Here is a 26,063-nt window from a genome sequence, read left to right on the forward strand (position 1 = left end):
TCTAATTCGCATTGTTTCCGCTCAAACTGAAGGAGCTAAAAAGTTATGGATGAGGAGGAGCGTAAATTCCGCGACGAGCTAACAGCCGCAGTGGATGCTATTCAGTCGTTACTGGAACACTCTGTGACCATCCAAGAGCAAAGCAAAGAGATCGAGAAGAAAATCCATCAGCTCGGGAAGCAAAGAACAGAAGCCACTTCAGATCTCCTTGAACACGCGAATACTGAAAATGCTCTGGCTCAGCAACGAACCGGCATGGCGCAAGAGAGGACAGCTCTTGTCCGCGAACAAACACGTCTTTCTACAAGGTCTACCGAGCTGGCAACCATTCGCACGGACTTTGCCAGAGAGAGAACCACCCTGGCCGGCCAACGTACCGATCTGGCAGTGTTGCGGACCGATTTCTCCCGTAACAGGACCAACCTTGCGGACCAGCGAACCCATATGGCCGGTTTTCGCAGCCGGCTTTCCGAAAAGCGCACCGAATTGGCCGGCAAACGCACCATCTTCTCCAATATGCGCACGGAACTGGCTCGCGGACGCACCGATCTCGCTCTTATACGAACCGGACTGGCTTTCTTATCATTGGCCATAGCGTTTTTTCGTTTCTTTGGTCTTTCCTGGTGGTCCTTTTTTGATGGAGCCCTTGCACTAGGCAGTCTGATGATGGTGTCTGTCGGACTTGTCGGTTACTGGAGGTCGAGCCGTTCAGTCAAGATACTGGAAAGCCAAGCGGCTACAGAACAAGAGGCAGTGACGGTAAAATGAGGAAAGAGGACATTACGCTCTCAGCCCTCTCAATTTGCAGCCGTTCGCAGTATAAAATGATATTACCCCCCATGACGGGGCGGTCATAACGAAGAATGAAAAAAGGCAATGCGATGCAAGGCGACAGGGAAGGCGGGAAGCGCTCTTGAGAAGCGATATTATCATGAGCTATGAGCCTTTTTTCATATAAAATGTCAAGTTTTTCAACTGAACGTCCGAAATGCTTTTGAGGCCGACATATGGGCCGGCATTTATCATATACTCTCGCCATGAAAACGCACCGGAATCAACAAAAACTAAGCTTCGGCCCGCGTTTCGCCTTTTTGCCGTGTCTCATTCTCCTGCGTGCGCTCCATTGGGCTTTTGCGGCAATTCGAGTTCCATGACCGGTCCGGCCCGATGCCCATTCAAACGAGGAAATTTACAATGAAAAACTTCCATCTGCTTTTGATCGTTATCGTGATCTTTGTCTTGGCGCTTCAGCAGGATGCGTTTTCCTACGAGACAGCATTTGAAAAAACCGCAGTGGGCGCCATAGAAGTCAAAACGCTTCCCGCCACCAGAGCGTTGGTCGCCACCGACGCCGAAGGCGATTTTTTCAAGAATCGTGACAGGCTTTTCAAGACTCTTTTCGCCTACATCAAGGAGCACGACATCAAAATGACCGTTCCCGTTGAAGGCCACATGAAACCGGCGCGGATGGTCTTTTTTCTTGGGAAACGCTATCAGGAGAGGATTCTGCCGGATCGAGGCAAAATCAAACTTGTCGAACTGCCCAAGCGAACGGTCATTGCCTTGGGAAAACGGGGAGAGTACTCGCGGGAGAATTTCACCAAGGCCAGGCTGGAACTGCAGCAATGGATGAAAAAACACCCTGAATACATAGCAACCGGTGAAGCTTACGCCGTATTCTGGAGTGCACCCTATGTCCCCCGCTTTCTCAAAAGATTTGAAGTACACGTTCCTCTCATGACCGAGGGAAGAGGCGCACCATTAATCAAAACAGATGCGGGATGGTTTGAGGAAGTCGATTGCAGAGTCGCCGGTTCGGCTTCCGCAGGGAAAACTCCGTGAGACATTGAAGGGTCTTCACTCCATTGGCCCGGACCTTCAATCCAAGGAACCCTGATAATGATGAAGACAGTTCAAAGGAGTCAAAAGAGATGAGGCAGGGGAAAAGATTGTTGGGTGCTTTTGTCATGTGTTGCTTTGTTTTTCTTTCCACGTCGCCGGCAATGGCGCAAAGTCAGAATGAGCCCAGAAAAAAGAGTTCCGTCAAACGAGAACAGCTCAATAACGGCTTGATCCAGGCGGCTTCTTTGGGTGATACTTCCCTGGTCGGTACCCTGATTTGCAAAGGAGCGGATGTCAATGCACGGGACGCTGAAAACATGACACCACTCATGCATGCCGCTCTCAACGGACACGAGGACACGTTGGAATACCTGATCGATAAAGGTGCGGACCTGAACCTGGTGGATGTCTTCGGGGTCACGGCATTGATGCAGGCTTCGTGGTCCGGCCACACGAATATCGCGGAAACCTTGATATCCTATGGTGCCAACGTCAATGAGAAAAGTTCCGGACAAATCCCCAAATTGAAGAAGAAGGGGATAACGGCTCTCATGGCTGCAACGCTGACCGGTGATTACGATATGGCTCAACTTTTGGTGTCCAGGGGAGCCGATCTGGACCAGCAGGATGAAGAAGGACAGACAGCTTTGACCTATGCTGCCAAAGGCGGGTATGATCGAATTGCGAAACTCCTGCTTGCCAATGGTGCAAACATGGAGATCAGGGACCAGTTCGGGAGAACCCCTCTCATCATTGCCGCTATTCACAACAACATAGGCGTTGTAAACTCCCTCGTGAATTGCGGCGCCAACATTAACGCCAAGGATTTCAACGACCTCACTGCCATCAGGTATGCTTCGGCATTGAGTCACGACAGGATTCACAGTCTTCTGACGCATGCCGGGGCGTCCCGTTCCGCAAGAGGTTATCGATATTGAATGAAAAATGTCATCATGAGCCACGAGCTATAAACCATGCGCCACGAGCCATGAGCCATAATAAACCTTTTTCATAAAAGATGTGTTGCATGAAATACAGGGCAGTAATATTCGATCTGGACGGCACCCTGCTCAATACCCTTGAAGATCTGGCAAATTGCATGAACGATGTGCTCGATCGCTCCGGCTTTTTGCCGCACAGGGTGGAAGCGTACAAGTATTTTGTTGGAGACGGCATGGAGAACCTCGTCCGGCGTGCGCTGCCGGAGGGCAAGAGGCACGATGAGGCAACCGTTGCCGAATGCCTTGCCGCCATGCGATGGGAATATGGGAACCGGTGGAAGGAAAGGACCCGACCTTACGAAGGCATCCCGCAGCTTCTGGATGCTCTGGTAAAACGCGGGATCAAGATCGCCGTGCTGTCCAACAAGCCGGATGAATTCACCAGGAAAATGGTTGCGGAATTGCTGCCCCACTGGACCTTCGATCCGGTATTTGGCGAAAGGCCTCCCGTGCCGAGAAAACCCGATCCCTCGGGAGCCCTGGAGATCGCAAATCACCTGAAAATTCCGGCAGGCGATTTTCTCTACCTCGGCGACACCAACACGGACATGCAAACGGCTGTCGCGGCCCATATGCAGGCCATTGGCGTGCTGTGGGGCTTCCGCGGCGCCGACGAACTCCTGGCTTCGGGTGCCGAGACACTCATCGAAACCCCCATGAGTCTCCTAAAACTTCTGGACTGATCCCGTGCGGAAGAAGAAGCGAACCGGATGGCTCTGAATGCAGGGTTTGAATATCGCGAGCAGATCGGCGACACAGGACAGGGCTCCACCGCGCTCGCGTACCTCTCGCGGCGGTACCGCCATTCCTCGGAAGCGGAATGGCTCGAAAGGATTCAGGCCGGTCAGGTCTTTCTCGACGGCATGCGAGCCCACCCGGATTCCCTGCTCAAGCCCGGCCAGTGGCTCACATGGCAACGGCCTCCCTGGGATGAACCGGATGTTCCCCTTTCATTTGCCGTTCTTCACGAGGACAGGGATCTGCTTGCAGTGGCCAAACCCAACGGACTCCCCACCGCCCCGGCAGGAGGCTTTCTCGAACATACCCTCCTGATGCAGGTGCGCAAACATTACCCCGAAGCCACGCCCGTCCACCGCCTGGGACGCGGAACTTCCGGAGTGGTCCTCTTTTCGCGAACCGTCCGGGCCCGATCCCTTCTCGCCGCCGCATGGCGCACCAGGAACGCCGTTAAAATCTACCGCGCCCTGGCCTCCGGAATCCCCAAAAAGTTTACCTTTACCATCGATATTCCCATCGGTCCCGTTCCCCACCCCAAACTCGGCACACTGCATGCCGCCAGCATGAGCGGAAAGCGGGCAGTCAGCCGGGTAAAGCTTTTGGAACCACGAGAGGAATCCTCCCTCCTGGAAGTCAGAATAGAGACGGGAAGGCCGCACCAAATCCGCATCCACCTTGCCGCCGCCGGCCATCCACTGGTGGGTGATCCCCTCTACGCCTCCGGCGGCCTCTTCAAAGAAGCGCAAACCGCTCTGCCGGGAGACATCGGCTATCTTCTGCATGCACATAAGCTCCTCCTGAAGCACCCGGCAACGGGAAATCTTCTTGAACTCGAGTGTTCCCCTCCTCCCGGATTGCGGTTTGAAAGCGAAAATTAACTCCGTAATCTGCGGCTGCTGATTTACCGTTTTTGTAGGTCGGGTTTTCATACCCGAAATGTGGCGCCGTCGAGTATGAAAACCCTGCCTGCAAGCTGTTCAATGTTTGCCCGCACCTCCCCCATCCTGGCATATCGGGACACACCGGCTCCCTAAAAAATGGAATACATTCCTCTCCTATAATCAGGAATTTCTCGATAGAATCCGTAAGCAATACATTGTATATACAATATTATTCTAATGAAGCCACTGCACTTTCCCTATCTTCTGATCGCAATATAAAAAAGCAAGGAGGATGGCATGTTTTTGAGAAAATCCATTGGCATGGCAATCGGTTTGGCACTGTTGCTGTCGGTTCTTTTGACGTTGGACGTGAAGCCCCAACCTGCAGGAGCACCCGTTCCGGACCTCGTGAACTCGATCTGGATTGGTACATCAGAAGGGATTGTCAAGTTTTCTGGAAAAGACGGTGTAAAACTTCTTGAGATCCGAGGGTTAGGAGAAGTCCTCGCCCTTGCCATAGACGAGGAGGACGGCAGAGTCTGGGCCTTTACCGACTCCACCCTTTATGCTTACAACCGCAGAGGAGAACGACTGTCGGCAACAAGCATCCCTTCAGGTGAGAGTAACCGTATTGTCCTGGCAGTGGACCCATCAGACAGGGGCGTTTGGCTGGGAGAAGGAAAAACCTTGTATCGGCTCAATTCGCAGGGCGTCACGGAATTCATGACCCCCCTCCCCCATCTCATCGAGGCGATGTCCATGGACCCCCATCGGTCGCGCATCTGGGTGGCGACAAAAAAAGCTCTAATGGCCTATGACACCACTGGAACCCCCATCGCTTCAATTGATCCTGGAAAACAGGCCGACATCGCAGAAATCGCTTTTGAGAGCACCTCGGACAGCCTCTGGGTCGCAACTGAGCAAGACATCTACTGCTACGGAGGCGACGGAATCCTGAGGACTAAAATACAGATCGGAAAAATCGATTCCATGGTCCCGGACGGAGAAGGGGGACTCTGGATCGCAAAAAAGAAGCTTCTCACTCGCATTGATTCCATGGGGCATGTTCTCTTTGAAGTGGAGCCTTTCAACCCAAAGGGGCATGGCACCATAGAGGCCCTCGTCCTTAACCCTTCCGATCACTCTGTATGGGGCATCGACACAAAAGTCTTGATCCATGTGAGTGAGGACGGCGCGCTACTCCATTACATGGAACCGGTTGCCAAAGAAATGGGACATCTACTGTCATTGGCCCTTTACAGTGACCTTGCTGCCCCGATCTTTAGAATCACCTCTCCCTCCGAGGAAGAATTTCTCAACACGAATACCCCAAAAATTGAGGTAAATTTCGAGGATCCTGGCTCGGGTGTGGACACATCCTCTCTTGTCTTTCAGATCAATAACATCTCCCTGAAGGTGAACTGCATTTTTGAGGAAAACGGCGCTTCGTGCACTCCCCAGAGTGTTCTTCCCGATGGTGAAACGGCATTGAGCGCTACCGTGAAGGATTTTACGGGAAACACTGCCCATGTCACCGGTATCCGTTTTACCATTGATACGGTAAAACCCCAAATCACTGTGGAGGCCCCACGGGATGGTCTTATTACCAATCAACCGGCTCAAGCCATCATGGGAAACGTAAATGAACCGGCAATGCTTACAGTGAACGGCCAACCAGTCACCTTTTTACAAAATCTAACATTTTCCTCCACTGTAACGCTTCAGGAGGGGAACAACACTTTTACAATCCGCGCACTGGACCGTGCTGGCAATGAACAGGAACTGCCCCTTCTAGTGACCCTCGACACCATCCCCCCTCCCCTCATCGACAGCACCCACGTGACAGTAGGGCCCGTGATAAACGGCCATGCAAGTATAGCCGGTGCAACGGGATGCTTTGAGCCCGGCATGAGGATCAAGGTGACAAACAAGGTGACTCAAGAGGCAAGGACGGTCACCGTATTCCCTGACGGCGGCTTCACGATAGACATCCCCGCCCTGTCCGGCGAGAGCGTCTCCATCGTGGTTATGGACTTAGCCGGAAATGAAAGTCCCGCACTGACCTTTATCGTGAACAGCTCGCTTCCTCCCGCTGCAAAAAAACTCCCAGAGGGAAGTTTCGGCGAAAAATACCGCTCTCTCGTGCCGGCGGACGCCACCATTGAAGAGTATTCCTCCGCAAGATTCAGCCTCATCACCGGAACTGTCTACAGTATTGACGGTTCACCTTTGCCGGAGGTGATTGTCAGCATTCTCGATCACTCCGAATACGGTACATCGATAACCAACGCCGAAGGAGAATACACACTACCGGTTGAAGGCGGTGGAATATTCACGGTCAGCTTCGTCAAAAAGGGATACCTGGAAGCGCAGCGAAAAGCATCCACGGAGTGGAACCAGATCCATACCGTGGATGGCGTTTTTCTGCTTCAGGAGGATACGGCTTGCACTACCATAGACTTCGACGGAAACCCCGCAAGCCGTTATATCCATGTGTCGAGCGCTTACACGGACGAAGATGGAGTGCGCAGCACTACTTTGGTTTTTTCCGGGGATACGACTGTAACGATAAAAGATACGGAAGGCAACGAATCGCCAGTGACCACTCCCATTACCGTACGCGCTACGGAGTTTGTCAAACCGGAGACGATGCCGGCACATCTGCCTTCTACCTCCGCATATACCTTTGCTGTAGACCTCACGGTCGATGGAGTTGCACAGCGATCCCAAGTGCATTTCTCGAAACCCGTAACCATGTACGTTGACAATTTTCTCGAGTTTCCCGTGGGTGAAGTGGTACCGGTTGGCTACTATGACCGCATCAAAGCCGTGTGGGTACCTTACGACAACGGGCTGGTCATAAAGCTTCTGGACCTCGATGGGGATGGTACGACTGATGCTCTCGACGCGAACGGCGATGAGAGTGCAGATGACCTGAATAAAGATGGCAGCTTCGGGGATGAGGTGGCGGGTATCGCTGGCAATGGCTCTTATCAGCCAGGAAAAACCTACTGGCGTGTGAAAATTGATCACTTCACACCGTGGGATTGTAATTGGCCATGGGATTTCGAGGAGGGTGCAGTTGGACCGCCCAAGGTCATTTCTCCCCCACCCAACCAGAATGCCTGCGAGCAGAAATTGCATCCCGGTTCCACAGTCATGTGTGAGTCAGGCATTTTTGAAGAAGATATTCCGCTTCTCGGCACCGGAATGACTCTCCATTATAAATCTCAAAGTGCACCGGGATATCAGTATCCCATTACCATCCCCTTGACGGAAGGTACGGTGCCGCAAATCCTCCGAAAAGTCAGGGCAAAGGTCTCGGTAGCAGGAAGGGTCTTCAATTATGAGTTGGATCCCCAACCAAATCAGAGCATCGTTGTGAACTGGGACGGATTCGATCATCTGGGACACAGGATGAGCGGAGAGGTGCCGGTCCACGTGGAGATAAACTACGACTATCCCCTCAGGTATGCGAGTGCGGGACGGGGAGGAACTCTAGCCAGAGCTTTCGGTAATACGGGCTACAACGTTATCGCACAGCGCAATAATCAGAGTATCAGTGCATCTCTCGGTTTCGACTACGATTTGGTTATCCATGCAGGCCCCTCACTCAACAATCAATTCGCGGAAGGCTGGACTTTATCCGAACACCATAGTTTGAGCGCTGCATCCCACACTATCTGGAAGGGGGATGGGGAAATATTGGAACCTTCCGACGCTGGATATCTCGAGGTGGTTGCAGGCGGCGGTTCGTTTAATGGTGACGGGAAATCCGGTCTTGAAACGGCCATCAGTCTTTCGCCGGGCGATATTAACGTGGCTGCCGACGGCAGTATTCTCTTCATTGATGGTGGCAGAAGGATCCGTTCACTGGGGCCTGACAACATCATTCGAACGATTGCCGGCAATGGCTCGGCAGCAAATCCCGGAGCCAATGACGGAGCTCTTGCCACTGAGGTGGGCCTGGGATTTCTGATGGCCTTCACCCTCGCTCCTGACGGAACCCTCTATTTCATTGAGACGGATTCTTTCGGCCAACACAATTCCCATGTCAGACATGTGACTCCCGAAGGAAGAATAGAAACGGTCGCAAAATTTATCAGCAGCGACATCACAGACATTGATGCGGGACCTGATGGATCTCTCTATGTGACACGGGAGGCGGCTAATACTGTTACCAAAATCTCTCCCGACGGCAGTGTCACGGATGTCGTTTCCGTATATTACTGGCCTTGGGGCGTAAATACACGAAAGGATGGTTCGCTTTTCATATCCAGCACTTTCGGACACAAAATAGATATCATCCGTCCCTCAGGAGACCGTGAACAAATCCCCATCACCGGACCGAATGACATTTCCTGGGACAGTTTCGGAAATATGTACATCAGTACAGGTTTCTATAACAATGCCGCGGACGGCATCTATCTTTACACACCGGACGGGACCCTGCGCCGGTTATCCGGGAATGCAGGCGATCCCGCTCCCTACCCCGGTGCACCAGTCAGTAAAGTACGTATTCAGGTATCCGCCCTCTGTTACTCTGAAAAGCACGGCGGTCTACTGCTTCCCTGTGGAAGCCGCATCTATCTTCTGCGCGACAGGATTTCAAACCGTTTCAGACAGGCACCTGGAGAAAAGGCTATCCCCGACATATCGTCATCCGTGGCTTATGTTTTTTCAGCTGATGGCAGACATACGAGAACCGTTGACCTCGACACGGGCAAAACGCTTCTGAACTTTGGTTACGACGATCAAGACCGTTTGATTTCAGTCACCGATCGTTTTGGCAATATGACCACCATTCAACGCGACAGTACAGGGGGCGTCACTTCCATCGTCGGTCCCGATGGAGATGTCAATCTTCTCACGGTGAGTGATGGACGTCTCGTCAGCGTGGCCTATGCCGATGGAAACAGTTACGAGTTTGCATATTCCGACACTGGATTGATGACCCGCAAAACCGACCCCAATGGGGGACGGTTTGAGTATAGTTATGACGGACATGGCCGTGTTTATCTCACCCGGGATGCTGTGGGGGCACTCACTCGCTTCGCTGTAACAACAGATGGCGACAAGCTAACTGCCGCTACTACTGACGCAGAAGGACGTTCCAGCTTCAGCCTCTTCAGGAAAGGAGCTACGGAAAGCAGCTATCACGAATGGAGGGACAAAGCGGGTCTTTCAACCATCATAGAGACTGACCCCTATGGATTGAAAGAAATATTCCACTCTCCCGAAGGCACTGTTTCTACCTTTCTTTACGCCAGCGATCCCCTTTATGGTACCCGGCGCACTCAATCAACAACCACTCGGTTTCCCTCGGGTATCACATCTCTTACCGAATATGCCGTGAACTACACTGACAGCGATAAAAACGGGATCCTGGAAGCAACCAGCCACACTCAAAGCCTGAACGGAAAAAGTTATTTTACACGAAAGGACCTGACGCACGCCAGTGTGACAACGACCACCCCGGCAGGACGCACTACAACCACACAGTATGATCCTGATACTCTATTGATGCGACAAATCGAAATGGCAGGGATCGAGCCGGTCCGTTTCACATATGACCCGCAGGGCCGGTTGACGGAAATCAGCCAGGGCGAAGGGGAGACCCTGCGTCGCACTACCCTTTCCTATAATTCTCAGGGCAGGATCGAAATGTTGAGTGATGCCCTGAACAGGACTGTGGGATTTGAGTATGATGCGGTCGGAAATGTTACGAGCAAGACTCTGCCTCACGGAGAGAAGATCAGCTTCACTTATGACGCCATAGGCAATCTCACCTCTATTACCCCTCCAGGACATTTCATCCACGTATTTCGCTATACTCCAGTGGACCTTACAGAGGAATACGCACCGCCGGATGTGGGCACGGGTATAGAAAGCACCCTTTATTCGTATAATCTGGATAAGCAACTCAGCTCCATTACCCGACCGGACGGCAAAAAAGTCCTCCTCTCCTACGACGCGGGCGGGAGACTCGGTACCGTCCAGTTCTCCCGCGGACAGTTGAGCTATAGCTATTCACCAACTGGCCAGTTGGCTTCCATAGCGACCCCCGAGGGGATCACACTGGCTTATTTGTACGATGGACCATTAATGACCGTCGAGAGCTGGTCGGGAGAGATCTCGGGAAGCATCACGCGCAGCTATGATAACAACTTGCGTATCACAGGGCTCGCCTTGCAAGGCATACCCATCAACTTCCAATACGATGTCGATGGACTGCTGGCCCACGCGGGGAGTCTGACACTCACACGGAACGCCCAAAACGGCCTTGTCACCGGCACCTCTTTAGAGAATACCAGCACGACTCACGGTTACAACGAGTTTGGAGAACCCGAAAGCTTTGAGGTGTTCTGCCAGGGTGAACTTTTATATGGCGTTCAATATAGCCGCGACCGGCTGGGGCGCATCAGTGAAAAAACCGAATCCTTGGCAGGAGAGACAACGGCTTATGCTTATACATATGACACGGCCGGCCGCATCAAGGAAGTCCAACGTGACGGAACCACGGTCGCCATGTACACTTACGATGCAAACGGCAACCGCTTGAGTTACACTGGGACACTGGGAGTGGACAGCGCCGATTATGACCGCCAGGACCGTCTTACGCGGTATGGCGCCACAACCTACAGTTACAGCGCCAGCGGTGACCTGGAAAGCAAGACCGAAGGGACCGATACTACGAGCTACAGCTACGATGAGTTCGGCAACCTCCTTGCCGTTGTCTTGCCAAACGGCAACTGCGTTGAGTACCTCATTGACGGGCGCAACCGCCGCATCGGCAAGAAAGTCAACGGCGTTCTCGCTCAGGGCTTCCTGTACCAGGATCCGCTCAACCCCATTGCCGAGCTGGACGGCAACGGCAATCTCATCACCCGTTTTGTCTACGGTAGCCATCTCAACGCACCCGACTACATGATCAAAGGCGGGACCACCTACCGCATCATTTCCGATCAGACAGGCAGTCCGAGACTGGTCGTGAACGCTCTCACCGGCGAGGTTGCTCAAAGAATCGATTACGATGTCTTCGGCAAAATCCTTCTCGATACAAACCCGGGATTCCAGCCTTTCGGCTTTGCCGGAGGCCTCTACGACCGGGACACAGGCCTTGTGAGATTCGGATACAGAGATTATGATCCGGATACCGGCAGGTGGACCGCAAAGGATCCTATCCTCTTCCGGGGCGGGGATACGAACCTGTATGGGTATGTCCTGGGTGATCCGGTGAATTGGGTGGATCCATCAGGATTGCAGAGACCTGTCAGAGATCCCAGTGATATCGTCAATGCAGGACCGCTCGTCGGTGGTGGTAGCCGGTCGTCAGTAGGTAAAAGTATACCATCGATAAGAACACCTTGGGGTATTGCAACACAAAGCAGTAGTGAGGCAGCCTTGGCTTCACGTGCTCAGGTGGAGGGAGGGGCAACTCTCTATCGAACTGGGACAACAGGGAGAAGTGCTGCATGCGAAGCTCAGTTTTGGGCTCTAGAGCATCCCTCGACACCGGGTTTTGCAGGAAGATATGGTATACCACCTGAAAATGTTGCAGGTGCTAACTTTATCGAAGCTGCAACCCTGAAACCAGGTACACCGTTCATAACGAGACCAGCACCAGGTTTTGGAACCAATCCTGGCGGGGGTATTGAAGTGGTCGTGCCAGAACATGGCATCATTTTAAAATATTTTAGCATTATAGGGGAATGAGAACACTATGGAGACATATGATTTCTATAGTAAGGCCAGAGAGATTGCCCGAAAACTTGAAAAAGAGAACCTTACCGACCAAGCAAGCAAAGTAGTCGATGCAATTTCTGCAGGTTCTACAGCAACGGAAATACTAATGATATTAAGATGGGAACTCGACCAAGTATTACTCAATTCCCCTCTTTTATCTGGAGAAATTAGGAACGAGATATTTGACTTTATATGTAAGGTCGATGAAGTATTGAATTAAACTAGGGCGTCCAAAAATGGCCTCTGAGGGCTGATTTTAGTGCTCGGGATTTGGGCCACATAAGTGTTGGACAGGTTGTGTCCACAGTTGTACGATAACCTGGATTTTATCAGCCATAATCCGGGAGGTAAGTACAATGATCAAAATACACATCCTCAGTGGCAGCGGCGGCGCATCTCGGTGGGCGGGTGCGCTATGAGTCCGGAGACCAGATACAAAAGGAGCCGGGATAACTGGAAACAGAAAGCCGCGTGCAGAGCTGAGAAGAACCGCTACCAGAGTAAAGAGCTGGCCCGGGTCAAGGCGGAGCGCGACAAGTTCAAAAAAGAGCTCAAGGAGAGCCGGGCTCGTGTACACCAACTGGAGAGCCAGGGACGGGTGTTGCCTCTCAAATTGATCTGACCTTTTGGTTCTGATTATTCTGGATTGAAGGGAAAGTCGACCAGGCTATTTTGACATTCAATAGCGGGCTCAGGAATTGTTGACTACCTGTTTGACACGGCCGATGGTGCGATCGAGGTAGTCTTGGATTCTTTTTTCCCCCTTATGATTGCTCCAGTCGGTTCTCTCCGAGAGAATGCGCTGCCGGATCTGATCGTCCGAGAAGCCTCTTCTGGCCAGAGAGAGTGCATAAGCAAAGTCGGTTGTGGACTCGTTGTCTTTCTTGAAATGGTATCGGCAGGGATCAGCCGGATGGCACACAGACACCCTTCGGGAGGGATGGGAAAGGAGGGATGGTTTTGATTCCGGGACAAGCAGGGGGATGTCGGCCTGCGAGTCCCAGTCGATCCAGATGAGCCTTGCAAGGGGAAAGCGTCCCGTAGGGGAGCGGTGCTTTTCCTTGGTGTTGCGAAAGCCGGGACAGCGCCCCCAGCGGTTTTTGGGATGTGCTGCCGGATCGCTTCGCATTCTTTCAAGCCACATGCATTTTTCTTCCAGGGACAATGCTCTGCTGGAGTGAACCCATACCTGGAAGTTTTCCGGTGAGGTCTCAACGATCATTCGAGCGGGTTTCCACTGTCCGGAGGGGAAGCAGTGGTGTCGCAGAAGGGTTTGTCGGTCAATGTCGTCGGCCAGGAGGTAATGGTCGATGCAGAGGGGCTTTATGAGTATGTGGCAGCCCCGGGCATTTTGGGATCTGAGGTAGGCGATCTTCTCGAGAGCCGGTTTTACGGTCCACAGTCCCTTTTGTGGATCGAGGACGCCGAGTTGCCAAAGGTTGAGGAAGTATCAGGCCATCTTTTGAAAGAGCTTTTCCATGGGAGAGGCTCCTTTGGGGGGGCAAGGCGCCCCGGGCAGACGCCTTGCCGGTTTTCACATCAAATGAGCTCGGTTGAAGCGATGCGCACGTGCTCGGCCGAAACGATCTGGTTTTTTTCATGTGCAGCAGCGATGAGGGCGCCCCGGGCGAGATGACTGGCTCGTCTGAGCAATCCCCCCGAGCCTTGCTGGATGGCGGTAACGGCCGCATCGGCAAAGATCTGCTGGGAGACTCCGCTGATTTTGAGATGGTGGTTGAGGTAGCGGTCCATGTCCTCTCGTGTGATACCCTGGAGGTGGCAGCGGGAAACGATTCTCGATGCCAGGGGGACGGAAGTCCGGTAGAGCAGGAGATCGACCAGATTGTTCTGGCCGGCCAGGATGATGGGCAGGTAAGGTTTGGAGTCGCCCTCGAACTGGGTGAGGGTATGGAGCTCGGCATAGACTTCGATCCTTAGAAGAGAGGCTTCATCGACGACGAGCACGGGTCTTTGTTTGCGGTTGCAGGCAAGCTCGAGGATTTGGCGTCTGATGAGGCGGTGATCCACAGGGGACGGTACTCGGAAGGATGGAGGCGGCTCAGAGCCCATCTCAAGGCCGTCGATTTGCCTGATCCGACATCTCCTGTAACCAGGCCGATGGCGCCAAGGCGTACGGTATATTCGAGCCGGTCCGAGACGGCGAGCACTTCGGGGGTTTGAAGGATCTGATCGATCCGGATGTCTGCGCCAAAGGGCTCATGGAGGAAACCGAAGAAAGTGAGATAGGAGGGCTTCATCTACTGGTCCTCCCGATTGGAGAAGGAAAGCCTGCCGGAAGAAATGGCCGGTTTGCCGGTGTTTTCGATCACGAGGCCGGTCGAGTGGTTGCGGCGCACCCTACAGTTGACGTTGAGATCAAGGGGGGTGAGAAAGCCGTGGGATTGGCCCCCGAGCTGGACTTCGACCCGGGTGGGATCGTCCTCGTTGTAGAGGAGGGTGACCTGGGATCCTATGAGGGCGACAGAAGCCTCGTAGAGTCTACCGTTGAGCGATACGGTGCGATCGTTTGCCACTTTCCTTCGTGCGCGCTTCCTGAAGTAGTCCTCGAGGTATTTAGGGGCGGGGCGGATGCATTCCATGTGATCGGCAAATCGCTTCAGGGGAGGCTCTCCGGTGCCCCCGTGAGGACGCTGATGATAGACGGTCGTGACCCATTGGTCGAACTGCTCGTTGAGAGCTTCGAGGGAGTCTGCCTCAACGGATGCAAGAAACTGGGCTCTAACGGTTTGAAAGAAGCGCTCCACTTTGCCGCGTCCCTGGGGTTTGTAGGGTTTGGAGTGGACGAGGGCGATTCCAAGGGATGCCGTGATCTCATGGAGGAGCCTGGAGCGGAAGGCGGCTCCATTGTCCACGTAGAGCTTGCGGGGAAGTCCACGCTTGAGAAGAGCGCGTCTGAGTGCGCACAGGTAGGAGTCGAGGTTCTCGTTTAAAAAGAAGGCGGCATGAGGAACGAGACGGCTCATGTCGTCAATGAACGCAAAAAGGTAGGTCTTTCGCCGCTTCTCTCCCACCATGACCAGGGGGCCATGCAGGGCGTCGCTTTGCCACAGATCGTTTGGGAGCTCGGCTTCAAATTTCCTGCGATCGACGGCAGGGGGCGGTGCCGCCTTGAGGAGTCCTTCGCGTTTGAGAAAGCGGTAGAGGGTGCTTTCGCTCAAGACCATACCGGCGGGAAGGAGCTTTCGCTTCTCGAGCTCTTTGATCAATGTGGGAAGGGAGCATTTGGGCATCCCGGCCCTCAGTCGAGCGATGAGACCCCCGGTTTCCTCGTCAATGATCCGGCTCACCCCACGGTCGTTTCGGCTGCCGGGGTAAAGGGATTCGAGTCTGCCGCCACCCTGGCGATAGGCTTTGATCCAGCCGAGGATGGTGGATCGGGCCAGGCGGGAGCGGTTGGAGTGGGGAATCTGCCAGGACTGTTCGCATTTTTCGGTAAGGAGCCTCTCCTGCTCGCCACGATCCATCGCGTTTCGGGTGACAAAGTCGCTGATGACGCCAAAGCGGAATACGGCCACATCCTTTTGTTGCTGCTCATCCATGGAAAACCTCCTCTTTATGTGTTTTGGGTTTTCCCAGGAAATAGCGTGAAAAGGCCTCCGGAGGCAAAAGCACGCTTCGGTGGGGTGTGTCAATCGAGGCTGGGAGCCCGAATTAAATCGACCGGCTCACGGCGGGAATACCCTCCCGGCATAACTGATCGAAGGCTTCCAGAAAATTTCCCGCCCAGCCGGCACCCCATCGGGCGAGGATCTGCTTTTTTAGGCCGCTCAGCCAATGGCGCTGACGGGAAGGGGAACGGCCGGATGGCCATCGGAGGTGACTCAAACGATGGGAAAGGCTCTCACGGATGTCTGAAATGGAAGCCTGGAATCGGCTCCAGTAGCCGACCGGGCGGGCCCGGAACACCTTGCGACATTGGCTGCATCGGTACCGGGCAAGCCGGACCGCCTGCGGGCATCCATCAAACCAGGCCTGTACGAAGCCATGGCCCCACAGGCGAGAGCCACACTCGGGGCATACCAGGTCCTTGGGCCACTCATACCGACGCCCGAGCTCAACGAGACTCTTGATTGCAACGCTTACGAACAGTATCAATGGAATGCTCTGTGTTGGGGGGGAACCCACTTTGTTCGGGGGTAAGGAGTGATTGCCGCACTCTTTTCCCCTACACCATCCACTCGATCCGCTTGCATCAAACCGTCCATATAAATTGACCAGTTCGCGCTTTCAGTCAAAACATCGTGAACGAAACCACTATCTTGGGGTCAGGACATTCTGCAAGACAACAAGAGAGAGCTCTCCATATATCCTGTAAACCACCTTTCGGAAGTCGTGAGCTTCCTGAACGGCCAATCCGATCTCCAACCCCTTCGGCTGGCTCCCGGAGAAATCTGGAATTTTGAAATGCTCAACGAAATGGATTTTGAAGAGGTGAAAGGGCAGGAACATACCAAGCGGGGTTTGGAAGTCGCCGCTGCGGGGGGACACAATGTTCTCCCATGAGTCAAATACCTCCGGCAAAGCCGGAGGCTTGAAAATATGGACCGCTCAAAGCGGTTGTAAACCATTGGCCACCTAAAGGTGGCGGCTACTTGAACATATGCAGTTGATCGAGTCTGCGATCCTCGGTTTCCTGCTTTTTGATATATTCGCGGATCATCTTCTCATCTTTACCCACCGTGGACACGAAGTATCCGCGCGCCCAAAAATTGTGGCCAGTGAAATTCTTCCTCTGACCAAGGAAACGTCCTTGCAATGTGGATGGCTCTCTTGCCTTTGATATACCCCACCACTTGAGCAACCGAGTACTTGGGCGGAATCGAGATAAGCCTGTAATGCCAATTGGGGTCAGCCCTTGACATAAGACTTCACCTTCTCGCCTTCGCTTCTGCGGACCACACGGAAGCGCGTGTCGTTTAATCCTGCAGTCTCTAGATGCGGCTCCTGAATATGGATCAGACACAGTCTGCTTTGCACTCGCAAAGGACAGTTGGACGTGGCCCTATCGGATCACGGAGTTTGCGGAGGAGAAGAACCAACACAGCAACCATGAAAAAAGGCTCACACCTTTCGATGTAAGCCCTTAATTTCCATGGTCCCAATCATCTCGATGGTAGTCCCAACGGGACTCGAACCCGTGTCTCTGGCGTGAGAGGCCAGTGTCCTAGGCCGCTAGACGATGGGACCTTTTGTTTTTTGGGGTTTGGCTGGGGGACTAGGATTCGAACCTAGGTAGGCAGATCCAGAGTCTGCAGTCCTGCCGCTGGACGATCCCCCAACGACCTGCAGAACATAATCAAAATCACCTGTGGTGTCAAGGAAAAACATCGTCTCCAATTGCTTGTTTCGATTAGGAAGTTATTCTATAATCGTTTTTGAGCAAGGCAGAAAAAGCTTCATCGACTTCAGGCTATTACAGTTATCGATCCATTTCGCTTGCAAGACTACTCTTGAAGAGAAACCGACGGCACATTCGTCTATCTGCTTTGCTTTCGATTAACTATTTTACTCTGTGAGGCAACCGTGAGCGTTCAAGGCATTAAGAAAAACATGAGCTACGCACCATCCAAAGGATCAAGAAGGGATCCTCACTTGTTTGATTTGGAAAATTATCATTCCCGAATAGCCCGCTATCTGGATGACAGCAAAGAAGAAAACAAGGTTTTTTTCAATGCACTGCGTTTCGCTCACGATCTTCACAAAGGCCAGATCAGGAAATCCGGGGCGCCCTACATCAGCCATCCCTGTGCAGTGGCCGAGATCCTGATTCGGGAGCTGGGTTTCAAAGACCCCATACTTCTGGCTGCTGCGCTGCTCCATGATGTAGTCGAAGATGTTCCTTCCATCACTCTTGAAGATATAGAAAGCCGTTTTGGAGAGACGGTCGCGGAGCTGGTCGACGGATGCACCAAGTTGACTCGCCACCACCTGGACCGCGCGGCACTGAAAGACCTCACTCACAGCAAGATCTTCCTCAGCGCCAGTCGGCGATTGGGTGTGCTCATCATCAAACTTGCGGACCGTCTCCACAATTTGCGTACCCTCCATTTTCTGCCCCTGGCCAAACGTCAGAGGATCGCGCAGGAAACCGTAGAGGTCTATGCCCCCATTGCGGCGAGGCTCAATTTGTTTCCCCTGAAAAGGGAACTCTACCATCTGGCTCTCTCCTTTCTCTATCCTCGCAAGAGCAAGAAAATTCTCAACCGGATCCGGGAAATTCGCAGTTCACCTGAAGTTGTTGAAATTGAAGAGACTCTAAAAAGGACTTTTTCCGACAAGATCCCATCTGTTGTCATACGCCCTCGCCCCAAGGGTCTTGGAAGCTACTATGACCCCAGAAAGCGCAGCCTTGACCCTTTGAATCCAGAAAATTACATAGACTTCGCCATCATTCTTCCTACGGAAAACATTCTGGATTGTTACCTGGCCCTGGGGATCGTAAACAGTACCTATCCCCCCATTCCACGCAGCATGAGAGATTTCATAGCCAACCCTAAAAGCAATGGCTACAGGAGTCTGCACGTTCGTGTCCATGTGAAGGGTCAGAATTATCTCATCAAGATTCGCACCCCGGAGATGGACCAATGGGCAGCCTTTGGAGTTTTGGCTGAATGGGACGCACAGGAAGCTTTGAGTGACGAACATTGGCATGAGGTGAGTGAACTGCTGCGGTCCATCGGTGAGTATGGAGGCGCTGCCACGCAGCGGAAGGCTCTCATCCGCCTTTCCGAAACGGAAGACACTTTCGTTTACAGTCCCAATGGTGATATTTTCTATCTTCCCAGAAACAGCGTAGTCCTGGATTTTGCTTATAAAATCCACTCAGAATTGGGGGATTTCTGCGAAGGGGCCTTGATCAACAATGATTGGGCCCCTCCCACCCGCAGGCTTCAGGATGGCGATACGGTAGAAATTCTGACTTCACCCGACCCGCTGGATGTGGACCCCGATCTGGAGGAACTCTGCAAGACCCCCAAGGCCCGCACCGCCATAAACCGCCACCTTCAGCAGAAGAGATCCCACTATGCTGAAGAGATTGGGCGGCAGATTCTGGAGCAGGAAATCGAGCGCCACGGGCTGGCCTCGGATGTGCTTCTGGGTGAAAGCACCCGGCTCATGTTGGAAATACTCAATCTCAAGGATCTTTCAGAACTCTTTATACGGATCGGCCAGGATTTGATCGATCCTCACCTGATCCTTTATTACCTAGAATCCGTATCGAGTAATACGGAGCGGGAAAAGCAGCCTTCCCTGGAACCGATACTTGAACGCAACACTATCTCCATTTGTGAATTGGACAAGGCCATTCACAAATTCGCCCGCTGCTGCAATCCATACCCCGGCCAGGAGGATATCGTCGCCACTCTGAGTGAAAGAGGGATCACTTTTCACCACCGAGACTGTCAGGATCTGCTTGTCCGCCATGATCTTCGACCACAACAACTGGTCGATGTCCAATGGTGCGCTCAGAAAGCCTGGCGATATCCGTTGGTGTTTCAAATCCAGGTCCTCCACGAGACGATGAGCTCTCTCCTGCCTATCCTCTCCAGGATAAAGGGGGAAATACAAGTGCAAAAAATCGAACACATTTTGGATAAGCACGATCAGCCCGTGATCCTAATGAATGTTAAGCTGAGAGATTTCAAGGAAGCTCATGATTTTTTCATGAATCTGCCGGCACAACATCTTTCCATTGAATATTACGGTCGGGAAGGGGGGCTTAGAAAAAGGCACCTGCAACACAATGAATCCACCGTGTTTTGAAAGGAATGATTCTTGCCTCACGGATGAATTTCACAACACAGAATCACCAGATTTTTTTTGCAGGTTTTTCTGAATACCGCTGCCATGAATTACGCAACCCAATTACAGCTGCAAGGGATGGAAATGAGAAAATGGTTTCAATGGAGTGATTTCTCTTCCTGGATGCCTTCAAATACTCTTTGAGCAATGGCCTGAAGCTTCTCTCTTTTCACGCCTGCAATTTCAATGAGCAAAAATTGTATCCACACTCCGCAGAAGAAACTCAACAGGCTTTCATTGTTGATGAATACTTCCTTCTTCAATTCCTCTTCTTCAAGCGCTTCCACCGCCATATTGAGTACGCTGGTCCGCAGAGCTCCAACCCCCAGATAGCGGATGGCCTTCCGATGAAGGCGCTCTATCTCCTTTGCTTTGTACACAATACGCTCAGCCTTATCACAGGCTTCTATAATATTTAACCGTCCTTCGAACACCAGACTCTCCTTCGTCTGTCTTCCTATATGTAGCTTGATTTTTTACCCAATTAGTTTATGTTGTTTATAACATCTTTCCCGGGGTGTTGGAAGCCGATTCAGAAATAGGGGTACGCCTTTTTGATCAAGAGGTACCCTGAATTCAACGGTGACGAGACAAAGGTAAAATCTCTCAAATAGCATTTTCGATCCCTCAATGACTTTATTTTTCAATTGGGATTTAGAAAGGAGTATCAATGACATTTCATTATGGAAAGTCGGTTGCACGTGGGCGGGCATCTCTCATGATCTTTATCGCTTTGATGATGTTGGCGGTCTCACTCCATCTTTCACCTTCAGCGTTTGCATCCTTGGGCACTCAAGGGCCGCCTTCTTTTGCAGACCTTGCGGAGCAGGTCAATCACACGGTTGTCAATATTTCTACTACCCAGGTCATTAAAGATAATCCCATGCAGCCCTTCATGTCCCCCAATTCTCCTTTCCGGGAATTCTTTGGAGACGAGTTTTTCAAAAAGTTCTTCGGGGGGGAAATGCCACAGGGTGAAATGAAAACTCATGCGTTGGGATCAGGATTCATCATCGATTCCGAAGGGCTCATCCTCACCAACAATCATGTGGTTGAAAAAGCGGATGAAATAAAGATAAAAACCCAGGACGGCAAGGAATATGATGCCAAGGTGGTTGGGCGGGACCCCAAAACGGATCTGGCACTTATCAGGGTCAAAACAGACAAGGATTTTCCCGCGCCGGCGGAACTCGGTGATTCCGGTTCCATACGCGTTGGAGATTGGGTCATGGCCGTCGGCAATCCCTTTGGACTGGGCAATACGGTGACCGCAGGTATTGTCAGTGCCAAAGGGCGCATCATCGGCGCCGGGCCCTATGACGATTTCATTCAGACGGATGCCGCCATCAATCCCGGCAACAGTGGAGGCCCTCTTTTCAATATGAGAGGTGAGGTGGTGGGAATCAACACCGCCATTGTGGCTCAAGGCCAGGGAATTGGTTTTGCGATCCCCGTGAATGTCGCCAAGGAATTGATCCCACAGCTCAAATCCGGAAAGATCATCCGCGGCTGGCTTGGGGTCATGATTCAGGATATTACTCCTGAATTGGCCGAATCTTTTGGTATCAAAGAAAAGAAAGGCGTCATCGTTGGCGATGTCGTACCGGATGGTGCCGCGGATAAGGCTGGGATAAAACGTGGGGATGTCATCACCCGCTTTGACGGAAAAGAAGTCGACAACGCTCATACACTCTCCCGCCTCGTGGCCATTACTCCACCCGACTCCAAGGTGAATGTTCAGATCGTGCGGGACGGCAAGGCAAAAGAGATTACCGTCGTGATCGGGACAATGCCCGATGAAACTCAGGAGGCAGAACCTGAAGCAAAAAAATCCGCCTGGGGTTTGACCGTCCAGAACATAACCCCTGATTTGGCGCAGCGCTTTGGCTGGGATGAAAATGAACGCGGAGTCGTCATCTCCGGCATCGAACCGGGAAGCCCTGCTGCAGAAGCACAGTTGCGCATGGGGGATCTCATCAAGGAAGCGAACCGGCAGAAGATCCAAAACATGCGAGATTACAGCCAGATCGTAAAAGTTCCCAAGAAGGGTGAGACTCTGCTCCTTCTGGTCAAGCGCGGACAAAATACATTTTATGTTGCACTCAAAGCAACCGATTAGGAAAAAGAGAAGTTAGGGAGTGAGTCACTCTTGAAATCCCCATTTACCATGGAGACACAGAGATCGCAGAGGAATTCTGAAACATTCTCCGTGCCCTCCGTGTCTCCGTGGTGAATAGTGGGATATTGGAATCCGCCAACTCCCTTTTATATGAAAAAAGGCACATAATTCATAATAACATCGTTTTTCAAGAGTGTATCGAACTTTCCCTTCCGCCTTGCATCTCTCCCTTCCAGTCAGGGGGAGGCATTCCGGTCTCTTACGATATTTTATAAATTTGAAAGAGATTTTAGATAGATGGAGTTTTATTCCAATATGAGCGTTTTTTTGGTGACAGCATCACCGGAATCCGTCCGGCGTGAAAAGGAAAAGGCAAGAGCGCTGCGAAAAACCCAGTGGTGGCAAAGACAGGTTTCCAAGGGAATCTGTTACTATTGCAGAAAGCCGACACCCCCGGAAGAACTGACGATGGACCATGTGATCCCCTTGATTCGTGACGGAAAGTCCACCAAAGGGAATGTGGTGGCCGCTTGTAAGACCTGCAATAACCAGAAGAAGTATTTACTTCCCATAGAATGGGAAGCCTATCTCAGGGACTTTTCGGCTGAAGAATCCACAAAGGAAAAGTATAATTGGAAGGATCAATCAGAGGGTAACCGAGATGGAAGAATGTAAAAATTGCCAATTAGCGATTTACTGCTATACAGACTCAAGCACCTGGACGTTCCGAACCACTCAGGAAATGGAAGAGAAGCAGGAGGCGATGGCCAAATGCTCTTTTCATAAGAAAGCTCAGCAAATCTGTGCCCTAGCCGCTCAAAAATGCACTCAAGGCAATACCGTATGAGCACTTCTGTGGCCTTGGTCATCCGCCATGCCCTCCCCATGAGGACTTGCTTCTCCAGCCGGATCTTTTAAATTTCAACGGCGCCCCACGAAACAAAACCAACCGGGAAGCGCCGCTGCAGAAATGGGAAGGAACCTACTCGAATGCCCGTTTAGGTGAACATATTGATCTTACAGTAGCGAGCATGTTTCAGGTAATCCTCAGCTGTTTGGATTTCCACACCATCGATCAGTTCTTCCGCTGTCATCCCCATCATATCCATCGTCATTTTACACGCAACGAACTTCACTCCTTCCGCTTGCGCCATTTCCAGCAGATCTTCCACGCAGGGAATTTCGGCACCTTCGATCTGCTTTTTCATCATTCTTGTGGCGACGGTTGCCATCCCGGGAATGGCCCCCAGGGTACCCTGAGGAATGAACTTGCACTTGGGGGCTCCCCCCTTGCGAATCACTTCGATTCCCATAAAAGTGTAGAAAACAGTGGCATCCATTCCCAGTCTACGCGCATTGATGGCAAGGATGAGCGCAGGATAAGCCCCATCCAGGGTCCCTCGACTGCAAATGAAAGTACAACTTTCCCTTTCAGGAGCGGGTTGTAATGATTTTTCAATGTTTAAACTCACTACTTCAGACATGTTTTTTCCTCCTACGAGTCGAATGTTTGCATCATCCGGCTTAAATCGTCTCGGTTTCGTTCCATGAATCACAATCTTGGTCAACTGCTGGGTTTGGAATTGAATTCCTTTACACATTCTTCCGCACCCTTCTCAGCACCTCCGACCTGCTGTCGAACGCAGCGTATCACCTTTACCACACTATAATTGGCAATAGCGTAATACACCTGGTTGCCTTCCCGGCGAGAAGAGAGGATTCCCTTGGATTTCATCAAATTCAACTGCTGAGAGGTATAGGGCTGTTGAGTTCCCAGGCTTTGACATAACTCTGAAACCGTCCTCTCTCCCTGCTCCAGCAAATCAATGATTTGCAGGCGTGTGGGATGAGCAACAGTCTTGAGTATATCCGCAGCTCTTTGAAGCTGCTCCGTTTCAAGCACTGTAAGAGAATTTTCAGACACAGGTCAATCCTTCTCCTCTTTATTATCGTTATATTTGATTGTTAGAATATAAGAATATTCTGATATTGTCAATTGCTTTTTTACGATAAAAATTTCTTGGAAAAATCTCACAAGATTGCCGATCGATCCGGAATTTGAAAAACAGGGTAAAAAGGCCTCTTGGTGGAGGATTTGCAACGGCAGGGACCGATTTTGGTAAAGGAACGCGGCAAAATCAGACAGGGGCAAGAATTAGGGAGGGTGTCAAGGTACCCTTAAAAAGCAAAGCTTTTTCGAATCCATTTGCTGAGAATATCGGCATATGAAGGGTCGCATATCAATGTTTTCATTCGCCCGTCCGCATCCTGCTGCATTTTTACCTGTCCCGCAGCCAGCCAATTGATACACTGAGAATATACCTCATATTCAAGCTGCAATCCCCGTTTACGGATCTTTTCAAGATCATCTGCCGGCCAGATGGGATAGACTCCCTGAGCAATGATGGGCCCTGTATCTTCACCCTCATCCGCAAAATGAACCGTGACCCCGCCCCATTTTGCACCATAAGCAAAAGTATCCTCATACCCGTGCTGTCCGGGAAAGGCGGGCAGGAGCGCAGGATGAACGTTCAAAATACGCCATGAGTCTCTTTGATTGTAGTGGCTGATAAAATAGGGTGAGAGCAACCGCATGAACCCCGCCAGGCAGATATAATCTGGATGATATCCGTCCAGCAGCTCCATCATTTCCTTTTCGGCAAACACAAGTCCCGCCAGATGACGCAACCGCTTCAGCGGATCCTTTGTTTTCAGTATCCTTTGCCTGCGGTCCAATTCTTCCAAATCCACAGGCAGGATTTCCTCTAAAAGGTCAAGCTCCCTCGCCCGCTGAAGATGAGCTTTGTAATCCACTACGTGGTGCGGAATGCCGCCTCTTTCGGCGCGCACCAACCCATAAGCATCGGCCCTGTCACTGGTTACAACCACGACCTCCGCAGCAAGTTCTCCTTCGGCAGCACGGTCCAGAAGGGCCTGAAGATTCGTCCCTCCTCCAGAAACCAGAACCGCAAGACGCAGTTTTCGACGTGTGGTATTCATGAAATATTTCTATGGAATGTTGACGGCAGACTGAAACCGCTGCCTCCCGTTTCTTTTAAATTTCAAAGAAGTTACCAGAACGAACTCAAGCTCATTCAAAAAAATTGACGGCATTACGGAAAATGCGAATTCCATCACCTTCCTCGGAAAAATCTCCCCCCCGGCGCCCTACGATCTCCCTTTGCAGGGTCCAGTCGGGATGGTTCGTCCAATGATTGAAGGCTTCAGGATGAGGCATCAGGCCGGCAACACGGCCCGTGGGATCGCAAATTCCCGCAATGTCCGCCACAGATCCGTTGGGATTGTGTGGGAATTCCCCTTGCGCCGTTCCGCCATCGGGCAACGCATACCGCAGGATGACCTGGTTTTGTTCCTCCAAACGGGCCAGAACATCCGGTTCGGTAAAAAACTTGCCTTCGCCGTGGCGGACGGGCAATTCGATTTTATCGATTCCCTTGGTAAAAATGCACGGCGAAGAAAGATTGGCAGCCAGATGAACCCACTGATCCCGGAATCCGCCACAGTCGTTATTGATCAGGGCGACTTCACGCTTCATGGCCCGTGTTTCGAAGCCGGGGAGAAGACCCAGATTCACGAGCACTTGAAAACCGTTGCATATTCCGAGGACCAACCCTCCACCTTCCACAAATCCGAGGATATCGTCTTTCATGCGATGTTTGAGACGCATGGCCATGATCACGCCCGCCCCATGATCATCTCCCCAGGAAAAGCCTCCTCCAACCACAAATATTTGGTAATCCAAGAGATTTTTCTCACGGGCCACAAGAGTGTTGAGGTGGACTCTTTCCGCTTCAGCCCCCGCTTTTTTTAAAGCGTAGGCCGTTTCCAGATCACAATTCAAACCAAAACCTGTCAAAACAAGAGCTCTTACAGGGCTCATCGGGGACTCCT

The 26,063-nt window shown here is 51.9% G+C and carries 22 protein-coding genes, 2 tRNA genes and 1 pseudogene; 12 read left to right on the forward strand and 13 right to left on the reverse strand.

Features of this window, described 5'->3' with window-relative positions:
• The first annotated feature begins 45 nt into the window (after positions 1–45).
• The 8 genes from QMG16_RS07640 (at position 46) to QMG16_RS07675 (ending at position 12,830) form a co-directional block, all read left to right on the forward strand.
• Positions 46–768 carry a YidH family protein gene (locus QMG16_RS07640; protein ID WP_281793381.1) on the forward strand — a complete coding sequence of 241 codons (723 nt, stop codon included), beginning with the start codon at positions 46–48 and terminating at the stop codon, positions 766–768.
• A gap of 426 nt (positions 769–1,194) precedes the next feature.
• Positions 1,195–1,842, forward strand: coding sequence for a heme-binding protein (locus QMG16_RS07645; protein ID WP_281793382.1), 648 nt, complete (start codon positions 1,195–1,197; stop codon positions 1,840–1,842).
• Positions 1,843–1,931: 89 nt separating this feature from the next.
• Entirely contained in the window at positions 1,932–2,780 is an 849-nt protein-coding gene (locus tag QMG16_RS07650) for an ankyrin repeat domain-containing protein (protein ID WP_281793383.1), read from the forward strand.
• 89 nt (positions 2,781–2,869) lie between these two features.
• Entirely contained in the window at positions 2,870–3,526 is a 657-nt protein-coding gene (locus QMG16_RS07655; RefSeq protein WP_281793384.1) for an HAD family hydrolase, read from the forward strand.
• 27 nt (positions 3,527–3,553) lie between these two features.
• The gene (locus QMG16_RS07660; RefSeq protein ID WP_281793385.1) at positions 3,554–4,459 is read left to right on the forward strand and encodes an RluA family pseudouridine synthase; all 906 of its coding nucleotides are present in this window, start codon (positions 3,554–3,556) and stop codon (positions 4,457–4,459) included.
• Between the two features lie 300 nt (positions 4,460–4,759).
• Complete coding sequence (locus QMG16_RS07665) at positions 4,760–12,178, forward strand: RHS repeat-associated core domain-containing protein (protein ID WP_281793386.1); 7,419 nt, start codon at positions 4,760–4,762, stop codon at positions 12,176–12,178.
• 7 nt (positions 12,179–12,185) lie between these two features.
• Positions 12,186–12,428, forward strand: a complete 243-nt coding sequence (locus tag QMG16_RS07670) for a hypothetical protein (RefSeq protein WP_281793387.1) — start codon at positions 12,186–12,188, stop codon at positions 12,426–12,428.
• Positions 12,429–12,491: 63 nt separating this feature from the next.
• Positions 12,492–12,830, forward strand: a complete 339-nt coding sequence (locus tag QMG16_RS07675; RefSeq protein WP_281793388.1) for a hypothetical protein — start codon at positions 12,492–12,494, stop codon at positions 12,828–12,830.
• 69 nt (positions 12,831–12,899) lie between these two features.
• On the opposite strand, the gene QMG16_RS07680 is transcribed toward QMG16_RS07675, so the two are convergent.
• The 5 genes from QMG16_RS07680 to QMG16_RS07700 form a co-directional block, all read right to left on the reverse strand.
• A complete protein-coding gene (locus QMG16_RS07680) occupies positions 12,900–13,610 on the reverse strand; it encodes a DNA-primase RepB domain-containing protein (RefSeq protein ID WP_281797062.1) in 711 nt (236 codons plus the stop codon).
• 137 nt (positions 13,611–13,747) lie between these two features.
• The gene (locus QMG16_RS07685; RefSeq protein WP_281791629.1) at positions 13,748–14,173 is read right to left on the reverse strand and encodes a hypothetical protein; all 426 of its coding nucleotides are present in this window, start codon (positions 14,171–14,173) and stop codon (positions 13,748–13,750) included.
• Positions 14,143–14,466 (reverse strand): hypothetical protein, encoded by a 324-nt coding sequence (locus QMG16_RS07690; protein WP_281791628.1) that lies wholly within the window; start codon positions 14,464–14,466, stop codon positions 14,143–14,145. The genes QMG16_RS07685 and QMG16_RS07690 overlap by 31 nt, the downstream gene beginning before the upstream one ends.
• Positions 14,467–15,768 (reverse strand): DDE-type integrase/transposase/recombinase, encoded by a 1,302-nt coding sequence (locus QMG16_RS07695; RefSeq protein WP_281791627.1) that lies wholly within the window; start codon positions 15,766–15,768, stop codon positions 14,467–14,469.
• A 112-nt stretch (positions 15,769–15,880) separates the two neighbouring features.
• Positions 15,881–16,324, reverse strand: coding sequence for a hypothetical protein (locus QMG16_RS07700; protein ID WP_281791626.1), 444 nt, complete (start codon positions 16,322–16,324; stop codon positions 15,881–15,883).
• A 237-nt stretch (positions 16,325–16,561) separates the two neighbouring features.
• Here QMG16_RS07700 and QMG16_RS07705 point away from each other — a divergent pair, with 237 nt between their 5' ends.
• Entirely contained in the window at positions 16,562–16,732 is a 171-nt protein-coding gene (locus QMG16_RS07705) for an ATP-binding protein (protein WP_281793389.1), read from the forward strand.
• An 85-nt stretch (positions 16,733–16,817) separates the two neighbouring features.
• Here QMG16_RS07705 and tnpA read toward each other — a convergent pair.
• The 3 genes and pseudogenes from tnpA to QMG16_RS07720 all read right to left on the reverse strand — a co-directional run bounded on the left by tnpA (position 16,818) and on the right by QMG16_RS07720 (position 17,507).
• Positions 16,818–17,091: pseudogene (tnpA, locus tag QMG16_RS07710) on the reverse strand (IS200/IS605 family transposase).
• A gap of 249 nt (positions 17,092–17,340) precedes the next feature.
• Positions 17,341–17,416: transfer RNA gene (locus QMG16_RS07715), tRNA-Glu, on the reverse strand.
• Between the two features lie 17 nt (positions 17,417–17,433).
• A tRNA-Gln gene (locus QMG16_RS07720) sits at positions 17,434–17,507 on the reverse strand.
• A 314-nt stretch (positions 17,508–17,821) separates the two neighbouring features.
• Here QMG16_RS07720 and QMG16_RS07725 point away from each other — a divergent pair.
• Positions 17,822–19,993 carry a RelA/SpoT family protein gene (locus QMG16_RS07725; RefSeq protein WP_281793390.1) on the forward strand — a complete coding sequence of 724 codons (2,172 nt, stop codon included), beginning with the start codon at positions 17,822–17,824 and terminating at the stop codon, positions 19,991–19,993.
• 137 nt (positions 19,994–20,130) lie between these two features.
• Here the strand turns inward: QMG16_RS07725 and QMG16_RS07730 are convergent, their stop codons facing one another.
• On the reverse strand, positions 20,131–20,466 hold the full coding sequence (locus QMG16_RS07730) for a hypothetical protein (protein ID WP_281793391.1): 336 nt from the start codon (positions 20,464–20,466) through the stop codon (positions 20,131–20,133).
• Positions 20,467–20,702: 236 nt separating this feature from the next.
• Between QMG16_RS07730 and QMG16_RS07735 the strand changes: the two genes are divergently transcribed.
• Together QMG16_RS07735 and QMG16_RS07740 are read left to right on the forward strand one after the other, a co-directional pair.
• A complete protein-coding gene (locus tag QMG16_RS07735) occupies positions 20,703–22,151 on the forward strand; it encodes a DegQ family serine endoprotease (protein WP_281793392.1) in 1,449 nt (482 codons plus the stop codon).
• 315 nt (positions 22,152–22,466) lie between these two features.
• The gene (locus QMG16_RS07740; RefSeq protein WP_281793393.1) at positions 22,467–22,826 is read left to right on the forward strand and encodes an HNH endonuclease; all 360 of its coding nucleotides are present in this window, start codon (positions 22,467–22,469) and stop codon (positions 22,824–22,826) included.
• A 323-nt stretch (positions 22,827–23,149) separates the two neighbouring features.
• Here the strand turns inward: QMG16_RS07740 and QMG16_RS07745 are convergent, their stop codons facing one another.
• From QMG16_RS07745 to purQ, 4 genes are all read right to left on the reverse strand, one after another.
• Positions 23,150–23,635: a DsrE/DsrF/DrsH-like family protein gene (locus tag QMG16_RS07745; protein ID WP_281793394.1), complete on the reverse strand. Its 486-nt coding sequence runs from the start codon at positions 23,633–23,635 to the stop codon at positions 23,150–23,152.
• Positions 23,636–23,715: 80 nt separating this feature from the next.
• Positions 23,716–24,075 carry an ArsR/SmtB family transcription factor gene (locus tag QMG16_RS07750; protein WP_281793395.1) on the reverse strand — a complete coding sequence of 120 codons (360 nt, stop codon included), beginning with the start codon at positions 24,073–24,075 and terminating at the stop codon, positions 23,716–23,718.
• 254 nt (positions 24,076–24,329) lie between these two features.
• Positions 24,330–25,151 carry a phosphoribosylglycinamide formyltransferase gene (gene purN, locus QMG16_RS07755; RefSeq protein ID WP_281793396.1) on the reverse strand — a complete coding sequence of 274 codons (822 nt, stop codon included), beginning with the start codon at positions 25,149–25,151 and terminating at the stop codon, positions 24,330–24,332.
• A gap of 91 nt (positions 25,152–25,242) precedes the next feature.
• Positions 25,243–26,052 carry a phosphoribosylformylglycinamidine synthase I gene (gene purQ / locus QMG16_RS07760; protein ID WP_281793397.1) on the reverse strand — a complete coding sequence of 270 codons (810 nt, stop codon included), beginning with the start codon at positions 26,050–26,052 and terminating at the stop codon, positions 25,243–25,245.
• Positions 26,053–26,063 lie beyond the last annotated feature (11 nt).

It is taken from the genome of Desulforhabdus amnigena, assembly GCF_027925305.1.
GTDB lineage: Bacteria > Desulfobacterota > Syntrophobacteria > Syntrophobacterales > Syntrophobacteraceae > Desulforhabdus > Desulforhabdus amnigena.

What these genes read in the sequence shown, in the direction of transcription:
- QMG16_RS07640 (WP_281793381.1), top strand. Translation starts at nt 46, where the DNA reads ATGGATGAGGAGGAGCGTAAATTCCGCGACGAGCTAACAGCCGCAGTG.
- QMG16_RS07645 (WP_281793382.1), top strand. Translation starts at nt 1,195, where the DNA reads ATGAAAAACTTCCATCTGCTTTTGATCGTTATCGTGATCTTTGTCTTG.
- QMG16_RS07650 (WP_281793383.1), top strand. Translation starts at nt 1,932, where the DNA reads ATGAGGCAGGGGAAAAGATTGTTGGGTGCTTTTGTCATGTGTTGCTTT.
- QMG16_RS07655 (WP_281793384.1), top strand. Translation starts at nt 2,870, where the DNA reads ATGAAATACAGGGCAGTAATATTCGATCTGGACGGCACCCTGCTCAAT.
- QMG16_RS07660 (WP_281793385.1), top strand. Translation starts at nt 3,554, where the DNA reads ATGGCTCTGAATGCAGGGTTTGAATATCGCGAGCAGATCGGCGACACA.
- QMG16_RS07665 (WP_281793386.1), top strand. Translation starts at nt 4,760, where the DNA reads ATGTTTTTGAGAAAATCCATTGGCATGGCAATCGGTTTGGCACTGTTG.
- QMG16_RS07670 (WP_281793387.1), top strand. Translation starts at nt 12,186, where the DNA reads ATGGAGACATATGATTTCTATAGTAAGGCCAGAGAGATTGCCCGAAAA.
- QMG16_RS07690 (WP_281791628.1), bottom strand. Translation starts at nt 14,466, where the DNA reads ATGAAGCCCTCCTATCTCACTTTCTTCGGTTTCCTCCATGAGCCCTTT.
- QMG16_RS07695 (WP_281791627.1), bottom strand. Translation starts at nt 15,768, where the DNA reads ATGGATGAGCAGCAACAAAAGGATGTGGCCGTATTCCGCTTTGGCGTC.
- QMG16_RS07735 (WP_281793392.1), top strand. Translation starts at nt 20,703, where the DNA reads ATGACATTTCATTATGGAAAGTCGGTTGCACGTGGGCGGGCATCTCTC.
- QMG16_RS07740 (WP_281793393.1), top strand. Translation starts at nt 22,467, where the DNA reads ATGAGCGTTTTTTTGGTGACAGCATCACCGGAATCCGTCCGGCGTGAA.
- QMG16_RS07745 (WP_281793394.1), bottom strand. Translation starts at nt 23,635, where the DNA reads ATGTCTGAAGTAGTGAGTTTAAACATTGAAAAATCATTACAACCCGCT.
- purN (WP_281793396.1), bottom strand. Translation starts at nt 25,151, where the DNA reads ATGAATACCACACGTCGAAAACTGCGTCTTGCGGTTCTGGTTTCTGGA.
- purQ (WP_281793397.1), bottom strand. Translation starts at nt 26,052, where the DNA reads ATGAGCCCTGTAAGAGCTCTTGTTTTGACAGGTTTTGGTTTGAATTGT.